Annotated in this window: 13 protein-coding genes; 3 read left to right on the top strand and 10 right to left on the bottom strand. The window is 71.8% G+C overall.

Features of this window, described 5'->3' with window-relative positions; genetic code table 11:
* Positions 1-344: 344 nt before the first annotated feature.
* Positions 345-1,283 (bottom strand): 2-hydroxyacid dehydrogenase, encoded by a 939-nt coding sequence (locus ABTZ59_RS25825; RefSeq protein ID WP_351416485.1) that lies wholly within the window; start codon positions 1,281-1,283, stop codon positions 345-347.
* A 72-nt stretch (positions 1,284-1,355) separates the two neighbouring features.
* Between ABTZ59_RS25825 and ABTZ59_RS25820 the strand changes: the two genes are divergently transcribed.
* Positions 1,356-2,351: an aldo/keto reductase gene (locus tag ABTZ59_RS25820; RefSeq protein ID WP_351416481.1), complete on the top strand. Its 996-nt coding sequence runs from the start codon at positions 1,356-1,358 to the stop codon at positions 2,349-2,351.
* A 105-nt stretch (positions 2,352-2,456) separates the two neighbouring features.
* A complete protein-coding gene (locus tag ABTZ59_RS25815) occupies positions 2,457-3,602 on the top strand; it encodes a PQQ-dependent sugar dehydrogenase (protein WP_351416476.1) in 1,146 nt (381 codons plus the stop codon).
* 78 nt (positions 3,603-3,680) lie between these two features.
* Here the strand turns inward: ABTZ59_RS25815 and ABTZ59_RS25810 are convergent, their stop codons facing one another.
* The 7 genes from ABTZ59_RS25810 to ABTZ59_RS25780 form a co-directional block, all read right to left on the bottom strand.
* Complete coding sequence (locus ABTZ59_RS25810; RefSeq protein WP_351416471.1) at positions 3,681-6,728, bottom strand: helix-turn-helix transcriptional regulator; 3,048 nt, start codon at positions 6,726-6,728, stop codon at positions 3,681-3,683.
* Positions 6,729-6,780: 52 nt separating this feature from the next.
* A complete protein-coding gene (locus ABTZ59_RS25805; protein WP_351416468.1) occupies positions 6,781-6,954 on the bottom strand; it encodes a hypothetical protein in 174 nt (57 codons plus the stop codon).
* Positions 6,955-7,216: 262 nt separating this feature from the next.
* Positions 7,217-7,879 (bottom strand): hypothetical protein, encoded by a 663-nt coding sequence (locus tag ABTZ59_RS25800; protein WP_351416464.1) that lies wholly within the window; start codon positions 7,877-7,879, stop codon positions 7,217-7,219.
* A gap of 96 nt (positions 7,880-7,975) precedes the next feature.
* On the bottom strand, positions 7,976-8,536 hold the full coding sequence (locus ABTZ59_RS25795; RefSeq protein WP_351416461.1) for a GNAT family N-acetyltransferase: 561 nt from the start codon (positions 8,534-8,536) through the stop codon (positions 7,976-7,978).
* Between the two features lie 58 nt (positions 8,537-8,594).
* Positions 8,595-10,823 carry an MMPL family transporter gene (locus tag ABTZ59_RS25790; protein WP_351416457.1) on the bottom strand — a complete coding sequence of 743 codons (2,229 nt, stop codon included), beginning with the start codon at positions 10,821-10,823 and terminating at the stop codon, positions 8,595-8,597.
* A 122-nt stretch (positions 10,824-10,945) separates the two neighbouring features.
* Entirely contained in the window at positions 10,946-13,120 is a 2,175-nt protein-coding gene (locus tag ABTZ59_RS25785; RefSeq protein WP_351416449.1) for a phosphocholine-specific phospholipase C, read from the bottom strand.
* Between the two features lie 166 nt (positions 13,121-13,286).
* Positions 13,287-14,048: a maleylpyruvate isomerase family mycothiol-dependent enzyme gene (locus ABTZ59_RS25780; RefSeq protein ID WP_351416440.1), complete on the bottom strand. Its 762-nt coding sequence runs from the start codon at positions 14,046-14,048 to the stop codon at positions 13,287-13,289.
* Positions 14,049-14,112: 64 nt separating this feature from the next.
* Between ABTZ59_RS25780 and ABTZ59_RS25775 the strand changes: the two genes are divergently transcribed.
* The gene (locus ABTZ59_RS25775; RefSeq protein ID WP_351416436.1) at positions 14,113-15,159 is read left to right on the top strand and encodes a MerR family transcriptional regulator; all 1,047 of its coding nucleotides are present in this window, start codon (positions 14,113-14,115) and stop codon (positions 15,157-15,159) included.
* 16 nt (positions 15,160-15,175) lie between these two features.
* On the opposite strand, the gene ABTZ59_RS25770 is transcribed toward ABTZ59_RS25775, so the two are convergent.
* Both ABTZ59_RS25770 and ABTZ59_RS25765 read right to left on the bottom strand, forming a co-directional pair.
* Positions 15,176-15,670, bottom strand: a complete 495-nt coding sequence (locus ABTZ59_RS25770) for a universal stress protein (RefSeq protein WP_351416432.1) — start codon at positions 15,668-15,670, stop codon at positions 15,176-15,178.
* A 5-nt stretch (positions 15,671-15,675) separates the two neighbouring features.
* On the bottom strand, positions 15,676-16,932 hold the full coding sequence (locus ABTZ59_RS25765) for an SLC13 family permease (RefSeq protein WP_351416427.1): 1,257 nt from the start codon (positions 16,930-16,932) through the stop codon (positions 15,676-15,678).
* Positions 16,933-17,170 lie beyond the last annotated feature (238 nt).

The following is a 17,170-nucleotide window of genomic DNA, read 5'->3' as shown; positions in this document are numbered from 1 at the left end:
CTGAGGGAACCCGCGTGTTGACCGGGATGTCCGGAGGTCGTCGCCGGCGCCCCTGCCGCGTCGGATCGTTCGTCCATTGGCCGTACATCGCCCCGTCGCCCCCCTCGCATTCTGTTCGCTCCGCTGCGCCGCCCCAGGCGCGCCGCAGCCCCCAGATCGGGACGATACACCAGTCTCGTCACTCAGGGACATACTTCTTCTACTCTCCGTGACGACCAGGGGAGTTGTCGGCCACGAGGGTGTCCGGACGGCTGCGGAGAGTGGCCAGGGAGTGACTTCCGGATCGTGCGGCGGGGTGCTGCGACGCCAGGTCCTGTCCCGCCGACTGTTCCCGCGGCCCGGGGTCAGCCGGTGGTGACGACGATGTTGCGCGGCTCCTCGCCGGCGACGAACAGGGTGAGCTGGCCGGCCAGCAGCCGCTTCGCGCGCGGCAGGAACGCGGAGGTGGAGCCGCCGACATGGGGGCTGATGAGGACGCCCGGCACGTGCCAGAGCGGATGACCGGCGGGCAGCGGTTCCGGATCGGTGACATCCAGGGCGGCCCTGATCCGTCCGCTCTCGGTCTCGGTGAGCAGGGCCTTGGTGTCGACGACGGCGCCGCGCGCGACATTGACCAGGAGCGCGCCGTCCTTCATCCGGGCCAGGAACTCCGCTCCGGCCAGGCCCCTCGTCCCCTCGGTGAGCGGGGTGGAGAGGATCACCACATCGGCGTCGGGGAGCAGTTCGGGGAGATCGGTGAACGCGTGGACGGCGCCGCGCTCCGTGGTGCGGGCCGAGCGGGCGACGCGCACCACCCGCGCGCACTCGAAGGGCGCGAGCCGGTCCTCGATGGCCGCGCCGATCGAGCCGTACCCGACGATCAGTACGGACTTGTCGGCGAGCGCCGGGTAGAAGCCCGAGCGCCACTCCTCCCGCCGCTGGCCGGTGACGAAGCCGGGGATGCCGCGCAGGGAGGCGAGGATCAGGGCCAGGGTGAGTTCGGCGGTGCTGGCCTCATGGACGCCCTTGGCGTTGCACAGGTGTACGCCAGCGGGCAGCGAGCCGAGGCCGGGGGTCACATGGTCTATGCCCGCCGAGAGGGTCTGGACGACGCGTACGGAGGTCATGGCGGCGAGCGGCCGCACCGCGATCTCGGGTCCCTTCATATACGGGACCGCGTAGAAGGCGCAGTCGGCGGGGTCGGCGGGGTACTCCTCGCCGCCGTCCCAGAAGAGATAGCGCGGCCCCTCGGGAAGTCCCTCGATCCCGTCGGCCTGTAGGGGGAGCCATACGTCTGAAGTCATGGTCAGGAGGCTATGCGATGGGTGTCGGGGCGATGGGGTTAGCTTGTGGGCGGCACAAGGAGGGGTACGGCGTTGGAGCGCAGGACAATCGGTGCGGCGGCGCTCGAAGTGGGCGCGATCGGCCTCGGCTGTATGCCGATGCACTGGGCCTACACCGGCTCGCAGCAGCACGGCGACCGTTCACTCCGGGCGGCGCACGCGGCGCTCGACGCCGGTACGAGCCTGCTCGACACGGCGGACATGTACGGCCCCTTCACCAATGAGCTGCTGCTGGGGCGCGTGCTCGGGCAGCGGCGCGCGGATGTCTTCGTCTCGACCAAGTGCGGACTGCTCGTCGGTGATCAGCACATCGTCGCCAACGGCCGCCCCGGATATGTGCGGCGGGCCTGCGACGCCTCGCTGCGGCGTCTGCAGACCGATGTGATCGATCTGTACCAGCTGCACCGCGCCGATCCCGAGATACCGGTCGAGGAGACCTGGGGTGCGATGGCGGAGCTGGTGGCCGCGGGGAAGGTGCGGGCGCTCGGGCTGTGCGCGGTGGGGGCGCGCGCCTCCCGGCGCAGATCGGGGGCGCATCTGCACGAGTCGACGATCCGCCAGCTGGAGCGGGTGCAGCAGATCTTTCCGGTGAGCGCGGTGGAGGCGGAGCTCTCGGTGTGGTCGCCCGAGGCGCTGGAGCGGCTGTTGCCGTGGTGCGAGGCGCGGGGTATCGGGTTCCTGGCGGCGATGCCGCTGGGCAATGGTTTTCTGACCGGCACGCTCACGCCGGGGCAGGGTTTCGAGCCGGACGACGTGCGGGCGCGGCATCCGCGGTTCACGGCGGAGATGATGGCCGCGAACCAGCCATTGGTGGTGGGGTTGCGGCGGATCGCGGCGCGGCACGGCGCGACCCCGGCGCAGGTGGCGCTGGCATGGGTGCTGAGCCGGGGCCGGCATGTGGTGCCGTTGCCGGGGACGAAGCGGGAGCGGTGGGCGGTGGAGAACGCGCGGGCGGCGGAGTTGACGCTGACCGCACGGGATCTGGCCGAGATCGCGGAGCTGCCGCCGGTACGGGAGTCATGGGAGTGAGCGCGGTCGCGGTGCGCGAACGGCGGCGGTGTGAGAAACGTTGGGAACGGTAGAGCGCAGGGGAATCGCAGCCTTCGAAGGGATCGAACCGTGCAACGTTCAACAGTGACGGCCGTAGGGACCGCTGTCGCCCTGCTCGTGTTGACGGGATGCGGCTCCGGCGGCGATGCGGGTCCCGTGCCCGGCCGGAGCGCGCCGACGACCCCGGCCGCCGCGGCGTCGCAGGACGCGGCGCCGAGCCCGTCGGCCGCGCCCGCCAAGGGCTCGGTGCGGGTGGTGTCCACCCTGACGGAAGGGCTCAAGACGCCCTGGGGCCTGGCCGCTCTGCCGGACGGTGACGCGCTGGTGTCCTCGCGCGACGAGGGAAAGATCACCCGGGTGGACGCGGAGACCGGGAAGAAGACCGTGATCGGCTCGGTGCCCGGGGTCTCCCCGGGGGGCGAGGGCGGGTTGCTGGGCATCGCGCTCTCCCCTTCGTACGCCTCGGATCATCAGGTGTACGCGTATTTCACGACCGCGTCGGACAATCGCATCGCTCGGATGTTCTACGACGAGAAGAAGCCCGCCGAGCGGCAATTGGGGGCGCCCGACACTGTGCTGCGCGGCATTCCGAAGGGCACTCTTCACGACGGCGGACGGATCGCCTTCGGCCCGGACAAGATGCTGTACGCGACCACGGGCGACACCGGTGACAAGAAGCTCGCGCAGGACAAGAAGTCGCTGGCCGGCAAGATTCTGCGGATGACTCCTGACGGGCAGCCCGTGCACGGCAATCCGGAGGCGAATTCGGTCGTCTATTCCCTGGGCCACCGCGATGTGCAGGGACTCGCCTGGGATTCCGAGGGGCGGCTATGGGCCTCGGAGTTCGGCCAGGACACCTGGGACGAGTTGAATCTCATCGAGCCGGGCAAGAATTACGGCTGGCCCTACGTGGAGGGAAAGGCCCATAAGCCGGGCTATGTCGACCCGGTCGTCCAGTGGCGGCCGGACGAGGCCTCGCCGAGCGGGATCGCGTACGCGGAGGGCTCGATCTGGATGGCGGCGCTACGCGGCGAGCGGCTGTGGCGGATTCCGCTGGCGGGCCGGAAAGCCGCGGCCGCCCCACAGGCCTTCCTGAAGGGTGAGTACGGCCGCCTGCGCACGGTGCTTTCGGTGGACGGCGACAAGGTGTGGCTGACGACCAGCAATACGGACGGCCGGGGCACACCGAAGCCGGGGGACGACAGGATCCTCCTGCTGGAGGTCGCGTAGCGCTACGCGTGCTGGAGGTCGCGTAGCGATACGCGCCGCCGCGTGGTGAAGAGTCGTGAAGAGGGGACGGGGAAGCCCTCAGGCCGCGGTATCGGGGAAAAGGCGCAGGCGGTGCGCGAGGGCCGCCGCTTCCGTACGGCCCGACACGCCCAACTTGGCCAGGATGTTGGAGACATGGACGCTCGCCGTCTTGGGCGAGATGTACAGCTCCTCGGCGATCGCGCGGTTGGTGTGACCGGCGGCGACCAGCCGCAGGACGTCCTGTTCCCTGGGGGTCAGCCCCAGGGCGCGGGCCGGGTCGGGATCCGGATCGGCGGCCCGGGCCGTACGGACACCGGCGGGCGTCGGCGCGAGGCTGATCCGGGCCCGCCCCGCGAGCGATTCGATCTCCTCGGTCAGCGGGCGCGCGCCGAGGCCGCGAGCCGCGGTGTGGGCCAGGATGAGCAGATCCGCGGCTTCGGCGCGGTCGGCGTGGTGGTCCAGCAGAGCGGCGGCCCGGCGCTGCCGGACAAGGGCGAGTTCATAGGGGCGCTCCGTCACCTCGAACGCGGCGACGGCGCGCGCCCACAGCTCCGGCGCCATGGTGCCCTCGGCCCGCGCCAGCTCCGCTTCCAGCATCAGGCCGTACGCGTGCCAGACGGGCACGAGTGTGGGCATCCGCTTGGCGTGCAGGCGGATGGCCGTGAGTATCGCCGCGCGTCCGGCTTCCGCGTCCGGCAGCCCTCTGGCGTCCGCCTCGATCGAGGCGGCCGTACACAGCAGCGGCAGTGCGTGCTGCCGGGTGCCCGGCGGGAAGCCGTGCTCGGTGATCCGCTCGAACTCGGCCCTCGCGTCGGCCAGCGCGCCGCGCCGCGCGGCGATGCACATCGCGAGCCGGGCCGGCGGTATCAGGTGCTGGGGCTGGAAGTCATGGGTGCCGAAGAAGCCCCGGGTCAGCTCCACCTGGCGCCGTGCCTCGTCGACGTCACCGCGGAACAGGGCCAGTTCGGCGCGGCGTCCGGCGACCAGACCGCGTGCCTTGTGGGACTGGGCCAGCTCCACCGTGTCGTCGAGGACGGCGTCCGCCTCGGTCCAGCGTCCGAGGGAGAAGAGGGAGTGCGCGAGGTTGTGCCGCACCCAGGCCTCCGTGTCGGCGAGACCGCGCTGATGGCTGAAGGCGACGCCCTCCTCGGCGACGGCCACCGCTTCCCCGGAGCGGCCCATGCTCTCCAGCGTGGACGGCAGATTGACACTGGCCCGGCCGAGAATCCCGACGGCGCCCAGCTCGGCGGCGCGGTCACGGGCCTCGTACATCTCGGTGATGCCCTCTTCGACACCTCCCGCGTCGGCGGTGAGCCAGCCTCGGGTGAGGCGGGCGTGCAGTTCGGTGAGTTCCGCGCCGACCAGCCTGGCGTACTCCACGGCCCGGTCGGCGGCGGCCAGGCTGTCGGGGCCCGGCTGGTGCAGGGCGCCCCAGCTCGCGACGTTGGCCAGGACCTCCGCGTGCACGGCGGACGGCTGCATTCCGCGCACCAGCTCCTGGGCGGTGGCCAGTTCCTCCCAGCCGTCGCCGCGTGTGAGGTCCTGCGTCAGGCGCGAGCGCTGGATCCAGAACCAGGCGGCGCGCAGCGGATCCTTCCCGCCGCCCTCGCCCTCCAGGACCCGCAGGGCCTTCTTGGAGATGGCCAGGGCGCGTTCGCGCTCACCGCCGAAGCGGGCGGCGACCGTCGCCTCCGCCATCAGATCCAGATAGCGCAGCGGCGGGGATGTCGGATCGCCGCCGCAGGGCGGATAGACCTCGACGTCGTCCGGTGGCCGCAGGGTGCCGCGCACGTCCTCGGGGGCGTCGTCCCACAGCTCCATGGCCCGTTCGAGCAGCCTCAGTTGCTCGGAGTACGCGGAGCGCCTGCGCGCCTCCACGGCGGCGCTCAGCACGGCGGGGAGTGCCTTGGCCGCGTCATGCGCGTGGTACCAGTGGCTGGCGAGGCGGGTGGTGCGCTCATCGGCCCGTACGAGTGAGGGGTCGGCCTCCAGCACCTCGGCGTAGCGGCGGTTGATCCGGGAGCGCTCGCCCGGCAGCAGATCGTCGCTGACCGCCTCGCGCACCAGGGAGTGCCGGAAGCGGTAGCCGTCGCCGTCGGCCGTGGGCAGCAGGATATTGGCGCCGACCGCGGCCCGCAGCGCCTCGATCAGCTCGTCCTCCGCGAGCCGTCCGACGGCGGCCAGCAGCCGGTATTCGACGGTCGTGCCGCCTTCGGCGACGATCCTGGCGACCCGCTGGGCGACCTCGGGCAGCGCCTCGACCCTGACGAGCAGCAGATCGCGCAGGGAATCGCTCAGACCGGGGCCACAGCCCGTCCCGAGGGAGCAGGCCAGCTCCTCCACGAAGAACGCGTTGCCGTCGGAGCGTTCGAAGATCTGCTCCAGCAGGGCCGGGTCGGGTTCGGCCGCGAGGATGCCCGTGAGCTGGCTCCGTACCTCGGCGCGGTTGAAGCGGGAGAGCTCGATACGGCGGACGGAGCGCAGCCGGTCGAGCTCGGCCAGGAGCGGGCGCAGCGGGTGGCGGCGGTGGATGTCGTCGGCGCGGTAGGTGGCGAGCACGACGAGCCGGCCGCGGCGCAGCGCGCGGAAGAGATAGGCGAGCAGATGGCGGGTGGAGGCGTCCGCCCAGTGCAGATCCTCCAGGACGAGCACGACCGTACGGTCCGCCGCCAGCCGCTCCAGCAGGCGCGCGGTCAGCTCGAAGAGCCGGGCGGTGCCGTCCTCCCCGAGCGCGCCGCGGTCCGACTGCCCCAGCTCGGGCAGGATCCGGGCCAGCTCGTCCTGCTGCCCCTCGGCCGCCGCCGTCAGCTCGTCGGGCAGCTGACGGCGCAGCGAGCGCAGGGCGGTGGAGAAGGGCGCGAACGGCAGTCCGTCCGCGCCGATTTCGACACATCCGCCGACCGCCACGACGGCTTTCTCGGCGCAGGCCGCCTTGTGCAGCTCCTCGATGAGCCGTGTCTTGCCGACCCCGGCCTCGCCACCGATGAGCAACGCCTGCGGCTCGCCCGCGGTGGCGCGGGCGAGCGCTTGGGTGAGAGCGGTGAGCTCGCCGGATCTGCCGACGAACACGGGGCTGACTGACCTGGTCTCCACGGGCCCGAGCATCGCACAGGGGTCTGACAGCGCGGCACTGGTTATCGGGTGGAGAGCCGTCATGTCAGGCCGCGCGCGCGAACCGGTGGTGCGGGGTGTTCACCCGCCCCTCCCGGGCTTCCTTGGCCGCTCGTCGCGCCTGTCGGCGGGCGGTGCGGATCTCCCGTACGAGCCTGCGCTGGTCGGCCCTGCGCATCAGCTCGGCCGCGTTGATCTTCTGAAGCTCAAACTCGAACATCGAGTCCCCCTGGTGAAGGTGTCAGGCATCTGGTGATGCCTCTACCTTCGTCTCCCAGGGGGTACGGCGACATCGGGAGTGTGCCGCATCTTCGCGGGCCCCGGTGCCTTAGAAACAGGGGCGTGGATCTCCGTACGGCCTCAGGCCCTAAGGCGTCAGGGCCGCAAAACTCAGCGCCCTAAGGACCCGGGTCCTGAGGTCCCGGGTCCTGAGGCCCCGGCTGTGGCGCCGCGCGCGGGCGGGCTCGGCGGCCGAGCCGGGATCAGGGGGTGGGGGTGGGGGCGGGGGCGGTCGGCAGGGCCGCGAAGAGGTCGAAGTACATGCCGACGGAGACCAGCAGCCCCAGGAAGCCGAGGATCGCGCCGGCCAGCGCGAAGGGGCGCACCCAGCCGGTGCGCTGCGGCAGGGCCAGCACGATCGCTCCGACGAGCAGCGCCACCAGGGCGACAGCCCCGTTGACCGCGGCGGTGAGATGCCAGCCGTCGGCGTAGAGCGCGGAGATCTGCTGCTCGGTGGTGCTTGACTGGGCGGTGTTGAGCTGGCCGTCGACGCCCTGGCGCTCGGCGAGGATCCGGCCGGTCCAGGTGCCGGTGAGGGCGACGATCCCGAGGCAGACGGCGACGATGGAGGCGGCGGCGGAGCCGAGACCGGACGGGCGGCTCGCGGCGGCGTCCTCACCGTCCAGGTCGGTGTCCTCGGTGTCCGTCGCGTCCTCGGCGTCGGCGTCCGCGTCGGCGTCGGCGTCGGTCAGGTCGTCGGCCGGGGTGGTGTCCTTGTCGGTGTGCTCGGCGACAGACCCCTTGGTGAGGTCGGCCTTGGGGCCGGTCTTGGTCTCCGCCGCCGCCTCGGCTCCGGAGGCGGCGGTCTCGGCCGTCTCCGGGTCGGTGCTCTGAGCGGCGGTCTCGGTCTCGGGGGTCGGGTTCATACGGCGCACGCTAGGGGCCCTGTCTGAGAACTTCCTGAGAACACCGAAACTCGCGATGAAAAGAACGTTTCGAGGTCGTGCCGGGGGTCCGCGAGGTCAGCCGGCGGTGCCCGCCCGCTCGCGCCACTCGGACGCCAGGACCGACCAGATCTCGGTGTTCTGCCGTACGCCACGGTGCGGATAGCTCTCCCTCAGCACCCCGTCCCGTGTCATGCCGAGCCGCCGCGCGACCTTGACGCTCGCGGTGTTGGCGGACGACACCTGCCACTCCACCCGGTGTATCCCGCGCTCCCGCACCGCCCAGTCGATCAGTACCCGGGCCGCGCGCGTGACCAGACCGCGCCCCGTCGCGGCGGGCTCCAGCCAGCAGCCGACCTCGCAGGTGCCGGCCGCCGCGTCGAAGACGCGGAAGAGCACGCCGCCGACGAGGGTGGAGTCGAGCCAGATCCCGTAGATCCGGCCGGTGTCGGCCGCCTGCTTCTCCGCGTACGAGGTGAGCAGCGCGCGGGCCGACACGGGATCGGTGACGGCGTCGGCCAGCTTGATGTGTTCATCGACCAGGTCCCTGGCGCGGTCCATATGGGCGAGGAACTCCTCGGCCTGCCATGGTTCCAGCGGGCGCAGCTCCGCCCCGTCTCCCAGTGGTATCGCGAACATCGGGCTCCTTCAGCGTGCGAGTGAACAGGTGCCTGTGAATGAACAGCCGTACGGGTGTTCACCGTACGAGCACGCTGTCCTCGGTCTCGCGCGGCTCCGGGATCTTCGCATGTTCGCGCCGCCGAGGCGCTTCGATACTGATCCGCGGCAGCCAGCGGTCGAGCCGGCGCGGCAGCCACCAGTTGGCGCCGCCGAGCATATGCATCAAGGCCGGCACCAGCAGCGTACGGAGGACGAAGGCGTCCAGTGCGACCGCGGCCGCCAGCGCGATCCCGAACATGGCGATGACCCGGTCGCCGCTCAGGACGAACGCGAGGAAGACCGAGATCATGATGACCGCCGCGGAGTTGATCACCCGCCCGGTCTCGGCGAGGCCGACGCGGACCGCCCGCCGGTTGTCCCCCGTCTCCAGCCACTCCTCGTACATCCGGCTGACCAGGAAGACCTGGTAGTCCATGGAGAGCCCGAAGAGCACGGAGACCATGATCACGGGCAGGAAGGGTTCTATCGGCCCCGCGCTGCCGAGCCCCAGCAGCTCGCTCCCCCACCCCCACTGGAAGATCGCGACGACGACCCCGAAGGACGACGCGACGGCGGCCACATTCATCAGGGCGGCCTTGACCGGGATGCCCACGGACCGGAAGGCGAGCAGCAGGAGCAGACAGCCGAGGGTGATCACGACCCCGACGAAGAGCGGCAGTTTGCCGATGATGATCTCCGCGAAGTCGTCGTAGCTCGCGGTGAGTCCGCCGACGTGCACCTCCAGGGAGGTACCGGCCTCGGCCTCGGGAAGGACGTCCGTACGCAGCCGGTCGACCAGCGCGCTGGTGTCCTTCGCCTGGGGCGCCGAGTCGGGTACGACGGTGAGCGCCGCCGTGTCACCGCTGCCGTTGAACGTGATCGGACCGACGGAGGCGACACCCTCCGTCGTACGCAGCGTGCCGGGCAGTTGGTCCATGGCGAGCCGGTCGTCGGCGCCGTCCAGGTGCGCGACCAGCGTCAATGGACCGTTGACGCCGGGGCCGAACCCCTCCGCGAGCCGGTCGTACGCCTGCCGGGTGGTGGTGGAGGCCGGGTTGTTGCCCTGGTCGGAGGTGCCCAGATGCAGCGAGAAGGTGGGCAGGGCGAGGATCAGCATCACCGCGGCGGCCACGGCGCCGAGCAGTTTGGGATGGCGTTCGACGAAGAGGGACCAGCGGGCCGCGAAGGTCGTGGGCCGGTCGGGCTCGGGTCCGTGCGCGGCGAGCCGCGCGCGTTCGCGCCGGTTCAGCGCCCGCGTGCCGATGTACGAGAGCAGGGCGGGCAGCAGGGTCACGGACGCGGCGACGGTCAGGACGACCGTGAGCGAGGCGGCGACCGCGACCCCGTTGAGGAAGCTCAGCCCCAGGATCAGCATGCCCAGCAGCGCGATACAGACGGTGGCCCCGGCGAAGACGACGGCTCTGCCGGTGGTCGCGACCGCGTCGACCGCCGCCTCGTGGACACTCAGACCGCGTTTGAGGCCCGTCCGGTGCCGGGTCACGATGAACAGCGCGTAGTCGATACCGACCCCGAGGCCGATCAGCAGTCCGAGCATCGGCGCGAAATCGGCGACCGTCATCACATGGCCGAGCAGCGCGATGCCCGCGTACGCCGTGCCGACCGAGACCAGCGCCGTGGCCAGGGGCAGCAGACTGGCGGCGAGCGAGCCGAAGGCGAGGAAGAGGACGACGGCGGCGACACCCACGCCCACGATCTCGGCGGTGTGCGCCGTGGTGGACTCGGTGAGGGCGACGGCGCTGCCGCCGAGCTGTACGTCCAGCCCGTCGTCGGCGGCGGCCTTCGCGGTGTCGACCACCGCCTGGGCCTGCGACACGGGTATCTCGTCCGTCGGCCGCGCGAAGGTGATCCGCGCGTAGGCGGTCCGTCCGTCCGCGCTGATCTGTGCGGCGCCGTCGGCCGCGTAGGGGCCCGCGACGGAGGAGACACCCGGCAGCTTGCCGACCTTGTCGAGCATCTCCCCCATGCGCTGCTGGACATCGGGCGTACGGACGGAGCCGTATCCCGGACCGGTGCCGGAGCCGCGGTCCGCGTGCCAGACGATGGTGTTGTCGTCGCCACCGAGGCCCCGGAAACCGTCGTTGAGCAGGTGGGCGGCGCGGCCCGACTCGGTACCGGGAGCCTCGTAGTCGTTGGAGTACGTGGAGCCCAGCACGCCCGCGGCGGTCGAGACACCACCGAGGGCGAGCAGCCAGAGGAGGACGGCGAGGAGACGGTGCCTGATGCACCACCGTGCGATGGCTGCCAACGGATCGCTCCCTGCGTCACTCGTGGGAGATCCACTGTCGCAGCGAATAGTGATCGTTTGCCCGTTTGGTGGGTTTACTCACAGCGTGCGGCGCACGGGAACCCGGGCGGACTTCCGGCCGCTCAGCCGGAGACGCTCACCCGCCCGTTCTCGATGTGGCCCATCAGACGTCGCCGGAAACCGGTCCCGGCGGCATTGGCGCCGGTGTCTCCCTCGGTGGTGATCTCGACGTCGTACCAGCCGTGTGCGTCCGCCGCCGAGTGCACGAGGGTCCGGCTGCGGCCCGGCTTCACCGTGATCTGCCGGGTCCAGTCGTCCAGATCGGCCTCGTCGACATAGCCCAGGGGCCGGACCGTGAACGTGATCGGCCCCTCGCCCCTGTTGCGCAGGTCGAGATGGAGATCGCGGTCATGGTGATCGACGGTCGAGGAGACCTCGGCGCCATGTCCGGCCACCGGTCCGGCGAACTCGCGGCGGAAGCCGTTCGGCCCGGTGATCGTGAAGCGGTACGCGTCACCGGTCAGTCCGGTAAGGGGTACCTCCCATTGCGCCTTGCCCCTTACATCGCGGTGCTGCGGGATCGCGAATTCGCCGGCGTACGGATAGAGCGCGAAGTGTGCGCTCGCGCGCCCGGTGTTGCTGAGCGCGACCTTCAGTACCCGCCCCTCGTCCGTCCCCTCGATCCGGCCGGACGCGTCGGTCTGGTACGGCAGCGGCCTGGCCGGGCGTACGCCCTTCTCCTGTACGGGCATCCGCTGCTCGCTGGGCGGTACGGGCCGCCAGCGGCCGGTGAACGGCGGGATCTCCCCCGGCTGTTCGACCTCGGGCAGCCCCTGGCCGCGCTGGAAGTCGAAGGCGGAGGTCAGATCGCCGGTGACATTGCGCCGCCACGCGGTGATGTTGGGCTCGTCCACACCCGTCCACTTCTCCAGGAAGCGGACCACGGAGGTGTGGTCGAAGACCTGCGAGCAGACGTAGCCGCCGACGGTCCAGGGCGAGACGACCAGCAGCGGCACCCGCACCCCGAGCCCGACCGGCCGGCCCTGCCAGCGCTCGGCGGAGCCGGAGGGGCCCTCGGCCGGCGGCACGGGCGGCGGCACGTGGTCGAAGAATCCGTCGTTCTCGTCGTAGTTGATCAGCACGACGGTGTGCCGCCAGACGTCGGGGTGCGCGCCGAGCGCGTCGAGCACCTTGTAGACGAGCGTGGCGCTGGCGATCGGCGACGACGAGCCGGGGTGCTCGGAGTCGATCGCCGACGGCACCAGATAGGACACCTCGGGCAGCGTCCCGGCGGCCACATCGGCCCGGAACCGCTCGGCCAGGGTGCCGCTCTCGACCCGTCGCAGCCCGCGTTCGAAGAGCGAGCGCTCGCGCCGGGTCAGCGCGGCGACGCCCTCGTCCAGCGCGGCGAGCAGCCGCTCGCGCTCGGCGATGTCCTCGGTGTCGCGCACGGCGGCGTAGAAGGCCTCCATGTACGTGAAGCCGGCCGCGCCCGCCTGGCCCGGCAGCGCACGCGCCTTGGTGAGCGCCTTGCGCGCGATGTCCTTGAAGGTGGTGAAGAACTCGATGTTGTTGTCGGTGAAGTTCTCCCACTCCGTGTACGTCTGCCAGCTGCGCCCGGCCATCTCCAGCCGCTCGGCGTAGGTCGGCCACGCATAACCGGGGTGGTTGGCCTCGTCGTACGCGTCATTGCCCACGGCCCGCCGGCCGTCGGCCTCGAAGCCGGTCCAGCCGCTCCACAGGTGGTTGCGGTTGGGGCTCGTCGACGTATGGACGGAGGAGTGGTACGCGTCGCAGATGGTGAACGTGTCCGCCAGCTCGTAGTGGAGCGGGAGGTCCTGGCGGTCGTAGTACGCCATGGTGGCGGCGGTCTTGGCGGAGACCCAGCGGTCCATCCACCCGTTGTTCCAGGCCGCGGCCCCGCCGTTCCAGGAGTGGTCCAGGTCCCCGATGTACTGGAGGTCCTTCTGCTGCGTCTCGGCCGCGTCCCTGATGGGGAAGGGCAGAACGGTCCCCAGCGGGCCCGGCTGCTCGAAGACGGGCTTCCCCGACGGCAGCTCGACGGCGTTACGGTCCCCGAAGCCCCGCACGCCGCGCAGCGTGCCGAAGTAGTGGTCGAAGGAGCGGTTCTCCTGCATGAGGATCACCACATGCTTGATCGCCCGCATCCCGCCCGCGGCCGGCTCGGCGGCCAGCGCTGCCTGAAGGGAGGGCGGCAGCACCGATCCGACCGCCGCCGTACCCAGGGCGCCGGTGCCGAGGGCGAGCATTCTTCTGCGCGATATCTCCGGAGACATGGCGGCGACGCTAATGAAGCCCGGTGTCCGAGAGAAGACCCGACAACGGCCGAGGAGTGAACGTCGGTGGGGAGCCGCGACTTCCGTGCGGCCGCGGACGAGCCCGGCAACGCCTGGCGAGCGCGCGCCAGGCGTCGCGAGCCAGGCGGGATCTGCCGGACCGGGCTCAGAGCGCCGTATGGGCCAGCCAGTGGTCCAGCAACGCGCGGTCGCCCGTCACCGTCACGCGGTCGTCCTCCGGCGGAACGCGCTGGGAGAACACCAGCATGAGGTCCGCCACCGCCCCCGACACCACCACATCGGCCTCGACCGGCCCACGCTCCCACCGGGGCGTGTCCGGCGTCCTGGTGATCGTCCAGCCCTCCATGGACCCCGGCCTGAACCCGACCCGCTCGCCCCGGCCACGCAGCCCGGCGACCGCCGGCCTGGCCGCCGCGAAGGCCGGCGTGGCCAGCAGGTCCAGGTTCTCGCTGATCACATCGGCCGCGAGGTCGTCGGCGATCTCGAACACGGTGTCCGTCGCGCACGCCGCGTCGTAGTGGTGGACACAGGTGTCGCTCAGCATTCTGCGCAGCCAGACGGCCGCCGGCCGCGGCCCGAAGAACGTCCGCGTCTCGGTGTCCGCGCCGGTCTCCCCGATCGCGCGGATCAACTCCTCCGCCCCCTCGCGCAGCCACCGGGCCCACTCGTCAGGGGCGCCGGGGTCGGCCTGCCACGGGTCGGGAACGGGCAACTGCCTGCCCTTGCGTACGAGTTCGGCCGCCCATCGGTGCTCCTGGCCGACATGCCCGACGAGGGTGCGCAGCGGCCATTGCGGACAGGTGGGCACCCAGGTGTCCGGGGCCCTTCCTGCGACCGCGTCGGCGAACCCTCCGGTCTGCTCCCGCAAGCCCTCCACGAACCGTGCGGTGTCCAGCGTCGACGTCATCACGAAAACTCCTCTCATGGGGTGACGCCGGTACGGTAGAAACTCCAGTCCAGTGGAGGTTCAAGTGCCTTTGCTCGATGAGACGATCGGAATCGGCGATCTCTCACGGCTGACCGGCGTGCCGGTGCGGACCATTCGCTTCTACTGCGACGAGGGCATCGTCGGCTCGGTGCGCAGCACGGGCGGGCACCGCAGGTTCGACCAGGCGGCGGTGGAGCGGCTCGGCCTGGTCCGACGGCTGCGTGGGCTCGGCCTCGGACTGCCCTCCATCAGGCACGTACTCGACGGCGAACGCTCCGTGGCCGAGGTCGCCGCGGCCGAGCGGGCCGCGCTCGACGTGCGGCTCGCGGACCTGGCCTGGCGGCGGGCCTCGCTGCGCGCGGTCGAGGAGGCCGGGCCGGCCGACCGGGCCGCCAGGCTGGAGCTGCTGGCCGCCGTGGCGAACGGGGCTGCCGCCCGCGCCGCGTTGACCGGCTTCTGGCGGCGCACGATGGTCGCCCCGGTGTCCGAGGCGATGCTCACCGCGCTCGTGACCACGGCCGTGCCCGAGCCGCCCGCCGACCCGACCCCGACGCAGGTGGTCGCGTTCGCCGAACTGTTCGCCCTGGCCGACGACCGTGAACTGACGCGCCGCCTGCTGGCCATGGCGCGGGAGAACGCCGAACTGGTCGCCGACGAGAACGAGTTGCTGAACGGAATAGGCGAGGCGTGCGCGCTGGCCCGGCCCATGGTGCGGGCGGGCGAGCCGCCCCGCGCGGGACCCGCGCTCGACCGGTTCGTCGCGGCACACGCCTCGGTGCGCGGCGGCAGGGACACGCCTCGGTTCAGAGGCGGTCTGCTGGCCCGCGTGGCCGCCGACCGTGACCCGCGGATGCGCCGCTACTGGCGGCTCGTGGCCGAGGCCGGCGGCGACCCGGGCGCGCTCGGCGTCTCCCACCTGTGGCTGACTGACTCCCTCGAACGCTCCGTACGTTCCCGGGGTGCTGCCGAGGCGAAGGCTCGGGGTGCGCCGCCCCCGCCCCGCCGGGAAAGCGCCGCCCGGCCGTCGCCGTGCCGCGGTGGCGCCGGACACTCCCGCCCCGCCGAAGCGACCGGTGACCCGGGCACGTGACCGGGCCCTGGCCCATTCAGAAGTCCCGCCCGCCCCGCTCCCCGTACGGCCACACCAGCAGCACCGGACACTCCGCGTGGTCGACCACGAACCGGGTCGCCCGGCCCAGGCTGTGCGGCCCCGGGCGGTCGCGCTCCCCGTCGCGCGCGCAGATCAGCAGCGCCGCGCCGGCCGCCGCCCGTACGACCTCGTGTTCCACGCGTCCGTGGTGGTCGAGCAGTTCGCAGGGCCGGCCGAGCCGGTGCGCGGCGGCCTCCAGCAGATCGGCCGCGGCCGTGCCCGAGAGGGCTTCGAGCCGGGCGCCGGGGTCGCGGTCGGGGCTGTGGCCGCGGCCGAGCAGCCCGGTGAAGGCCTGGTGCGCGGCGGCGGCGATCTCGTCGTCACTGACATGGAGCAGCACCACGTCGTCGTGCGGGGCGCGTTCGCGCGCCGCGTCGACACAGGCGGGCCAGGTGGCTTCGGTGATCCAGACGAGAACGGTCCTCGGTGGACCGGGCGGCGGTACGGTCACAGCGGTCAGCCTCCGATCAGGAGCAGCGTGCCCCACAGCGCCACGGTCGAGACGACGAGCGTCGCGGGCACGGTCAGCAGACCCAGCCGGGTGAAATCGCCCAGCGCGGGCTCGGTGTCGTGCTCGTGCAGGATGCGCCGCCACAGCAGGGTGGCGAGCGAACCGACATACGTGAGATTCGGCCCGAGGTTGACGCCGATCAGCGCGGCGAGCACCGGTCCGGGCCCGGCGGGAGCGACGACCGGCAGCAGCGCCAGGATCGCCGGCAGGTTGTTGATCAGATTGGACAGTGCGGCGGCGATCGCCGCGATCGCCAGCAGTGAGGAGAGCGACGAGCCGTCCGGCAGCAGCCGGCTGATCCCGGCGTCCAGACCGTTGTCGACGACCGCCTTGACGACCACGCCGAGCGCGAGGACGAAGAGACAGAACAGCGGGGAGGCGGCCCGGACCAGCCCCCTGAGAGTCGTCCGCTTCTGCCGCAGGGCGCGGACCGCGAGTACGGCCGCTCCGGCGACGGCCGCCCACAGCGGTTCGATCCCGGCGAAGGAGGTGACCACGAACCCGGCCAGGGTCAGCCCCAGCACCACCAGTGTGAACACCGGCACCTCGCGCCGCTCGTCCATGCTCGTGGGGTGCGCGCCGGCGGCCAGGTCGGCGGCGAAGAAGCGGCGGAAGACGGCGTACTCGACGGCGATCGCGGCCAGCCACGGCAGCGCCATCAGCGCGGCGAACCTGGTGAAGGAGAGCCCGCTCGCCGTGAACGCCAGCAGATTGGTGAGATTGGAGACCGGCAGCAGCAGGGACGCGGAGTTCGCGAGATGCGTACAGGCGTAGACATGCGGCCGGGGCCGGGCGCCGACCCGGGCGGCGGTCGCGAAGACGACCGGGGTGAGCAGCACCACCGTGGCGTCCAGGCTCAGTACGGCGGTGATGACGGCGGCGACGGCGAACACCCCGCCGAGCAGTCGCCGGGGCCGGCCGCCGCAGAACCGCGCCACCAGCTCGCCCGCCGCCGTGAACAGCCCTTCCTCGGCGCAGAGCTGAGCCAGCACCAGCACCGCCGCGAGGAAGACGACGACGGGCAAGAGCGTGTACGTCTGTGTCCTGGCGTCCTCGGGCGAGACCGCGCCGACCACGACAACCAGCAGCGCCGCGGGTACGGCCGCGACCGCCTCGGGCAGACCGCGCGGCCGTACGACGGCGAACGCCAGCACGCCGAGCAGCAGTGCGACGGAGACGATCTCAGCGACGACGGTATTCACGGTTCACGGGCATTCACAGGGAAGGGTCGGCCTCTGCTTGGGTGCGCGTTGCTGTGAGAACGATGCTGGGACGAACGGTGCTCCGACGAATGGCACTGGAACGAACGGCACTGGAACGATGGCGCTGGGACGATGGTGCCGGAACGAACGCACGGGGGCGGCGCACCCAACGGGTGCGCCGCCCCCAGTGGCGTACGGACGAACCGGCGTCAGCCCTCGACGCCCGGCCGCCGCGCGC

This window comes from Streptomyces sp. NPDC094034, assembly GCF_040303865.1.
Classification (GTDB): domain Bacteria; phylum Actinomycetota; class Actinomycetes; order Streptomycetales; family Streptomycetaceae; genus Streptomyces.
Note: the sequence above shows the minus strand (reverse complement) of the source record. Positions and strands in the feature narration are given on the sequence as shown.

What these genes read in the sequence shown, in the direction of transcription:
- ABTZ59_RS25785 (WP_351416449.1), bottom strand. Translation starts at nt 13,120, where the DNA reads ATGTCTCCGGAGATATCGCGCAGAAGAATGCTCGCCCTCGGCACCGGC.
- ABTZ59_RS25800 (WP_351416464.1), bottom strand. Translation starts at nt 7,879, where the DNA reads ATGAACCCGACCCCCGAGACCGAGACCGCCGCTCAGAGCACCGACCCG.
- ABTZ59_RS25795 (WP_351416461.1), bottom strand. Translation starts at nt 8,536, where the DNA reads ATGTTCGCGATACCACTGGGAGACGGGGCGGAGCTGCGCCCGCTGGAA.
- ABTZ59_RS25810 (WP_351416471.1), bottom strand. Translation starts at nt 6,728, where the DNA reads ATGCTCGGGCCCGTGGAGACCAGGTCAGTCAGCCCCGTGTTCGTCGGC.
- ABTZ59_RS25780 (WP_351416440.1), bottom strand. Translation starts at nt 14,048, where the DNA reads ATGACGTCGACGCTGGACACCGCACGGTTCGTGGAGGGCTTGCGGGAG.
- ABTZ59_RS25825 (WP_351416485.1), bottom strand. Translation starts at nt 1,283, where the DNA reads ATGACTTCAGACGTATGGCTCCCCCTACAGGCCGACGGGATCGAGGGA.
- ABTZ59_RS25805 (WP_351416468.1), bottom strand. Translation starts at nt 6,954, where the DNA reads ATGTTCGAGTTTGAGCTTCAGAAGATCAACGCGGCCGAGCTGATGCGC.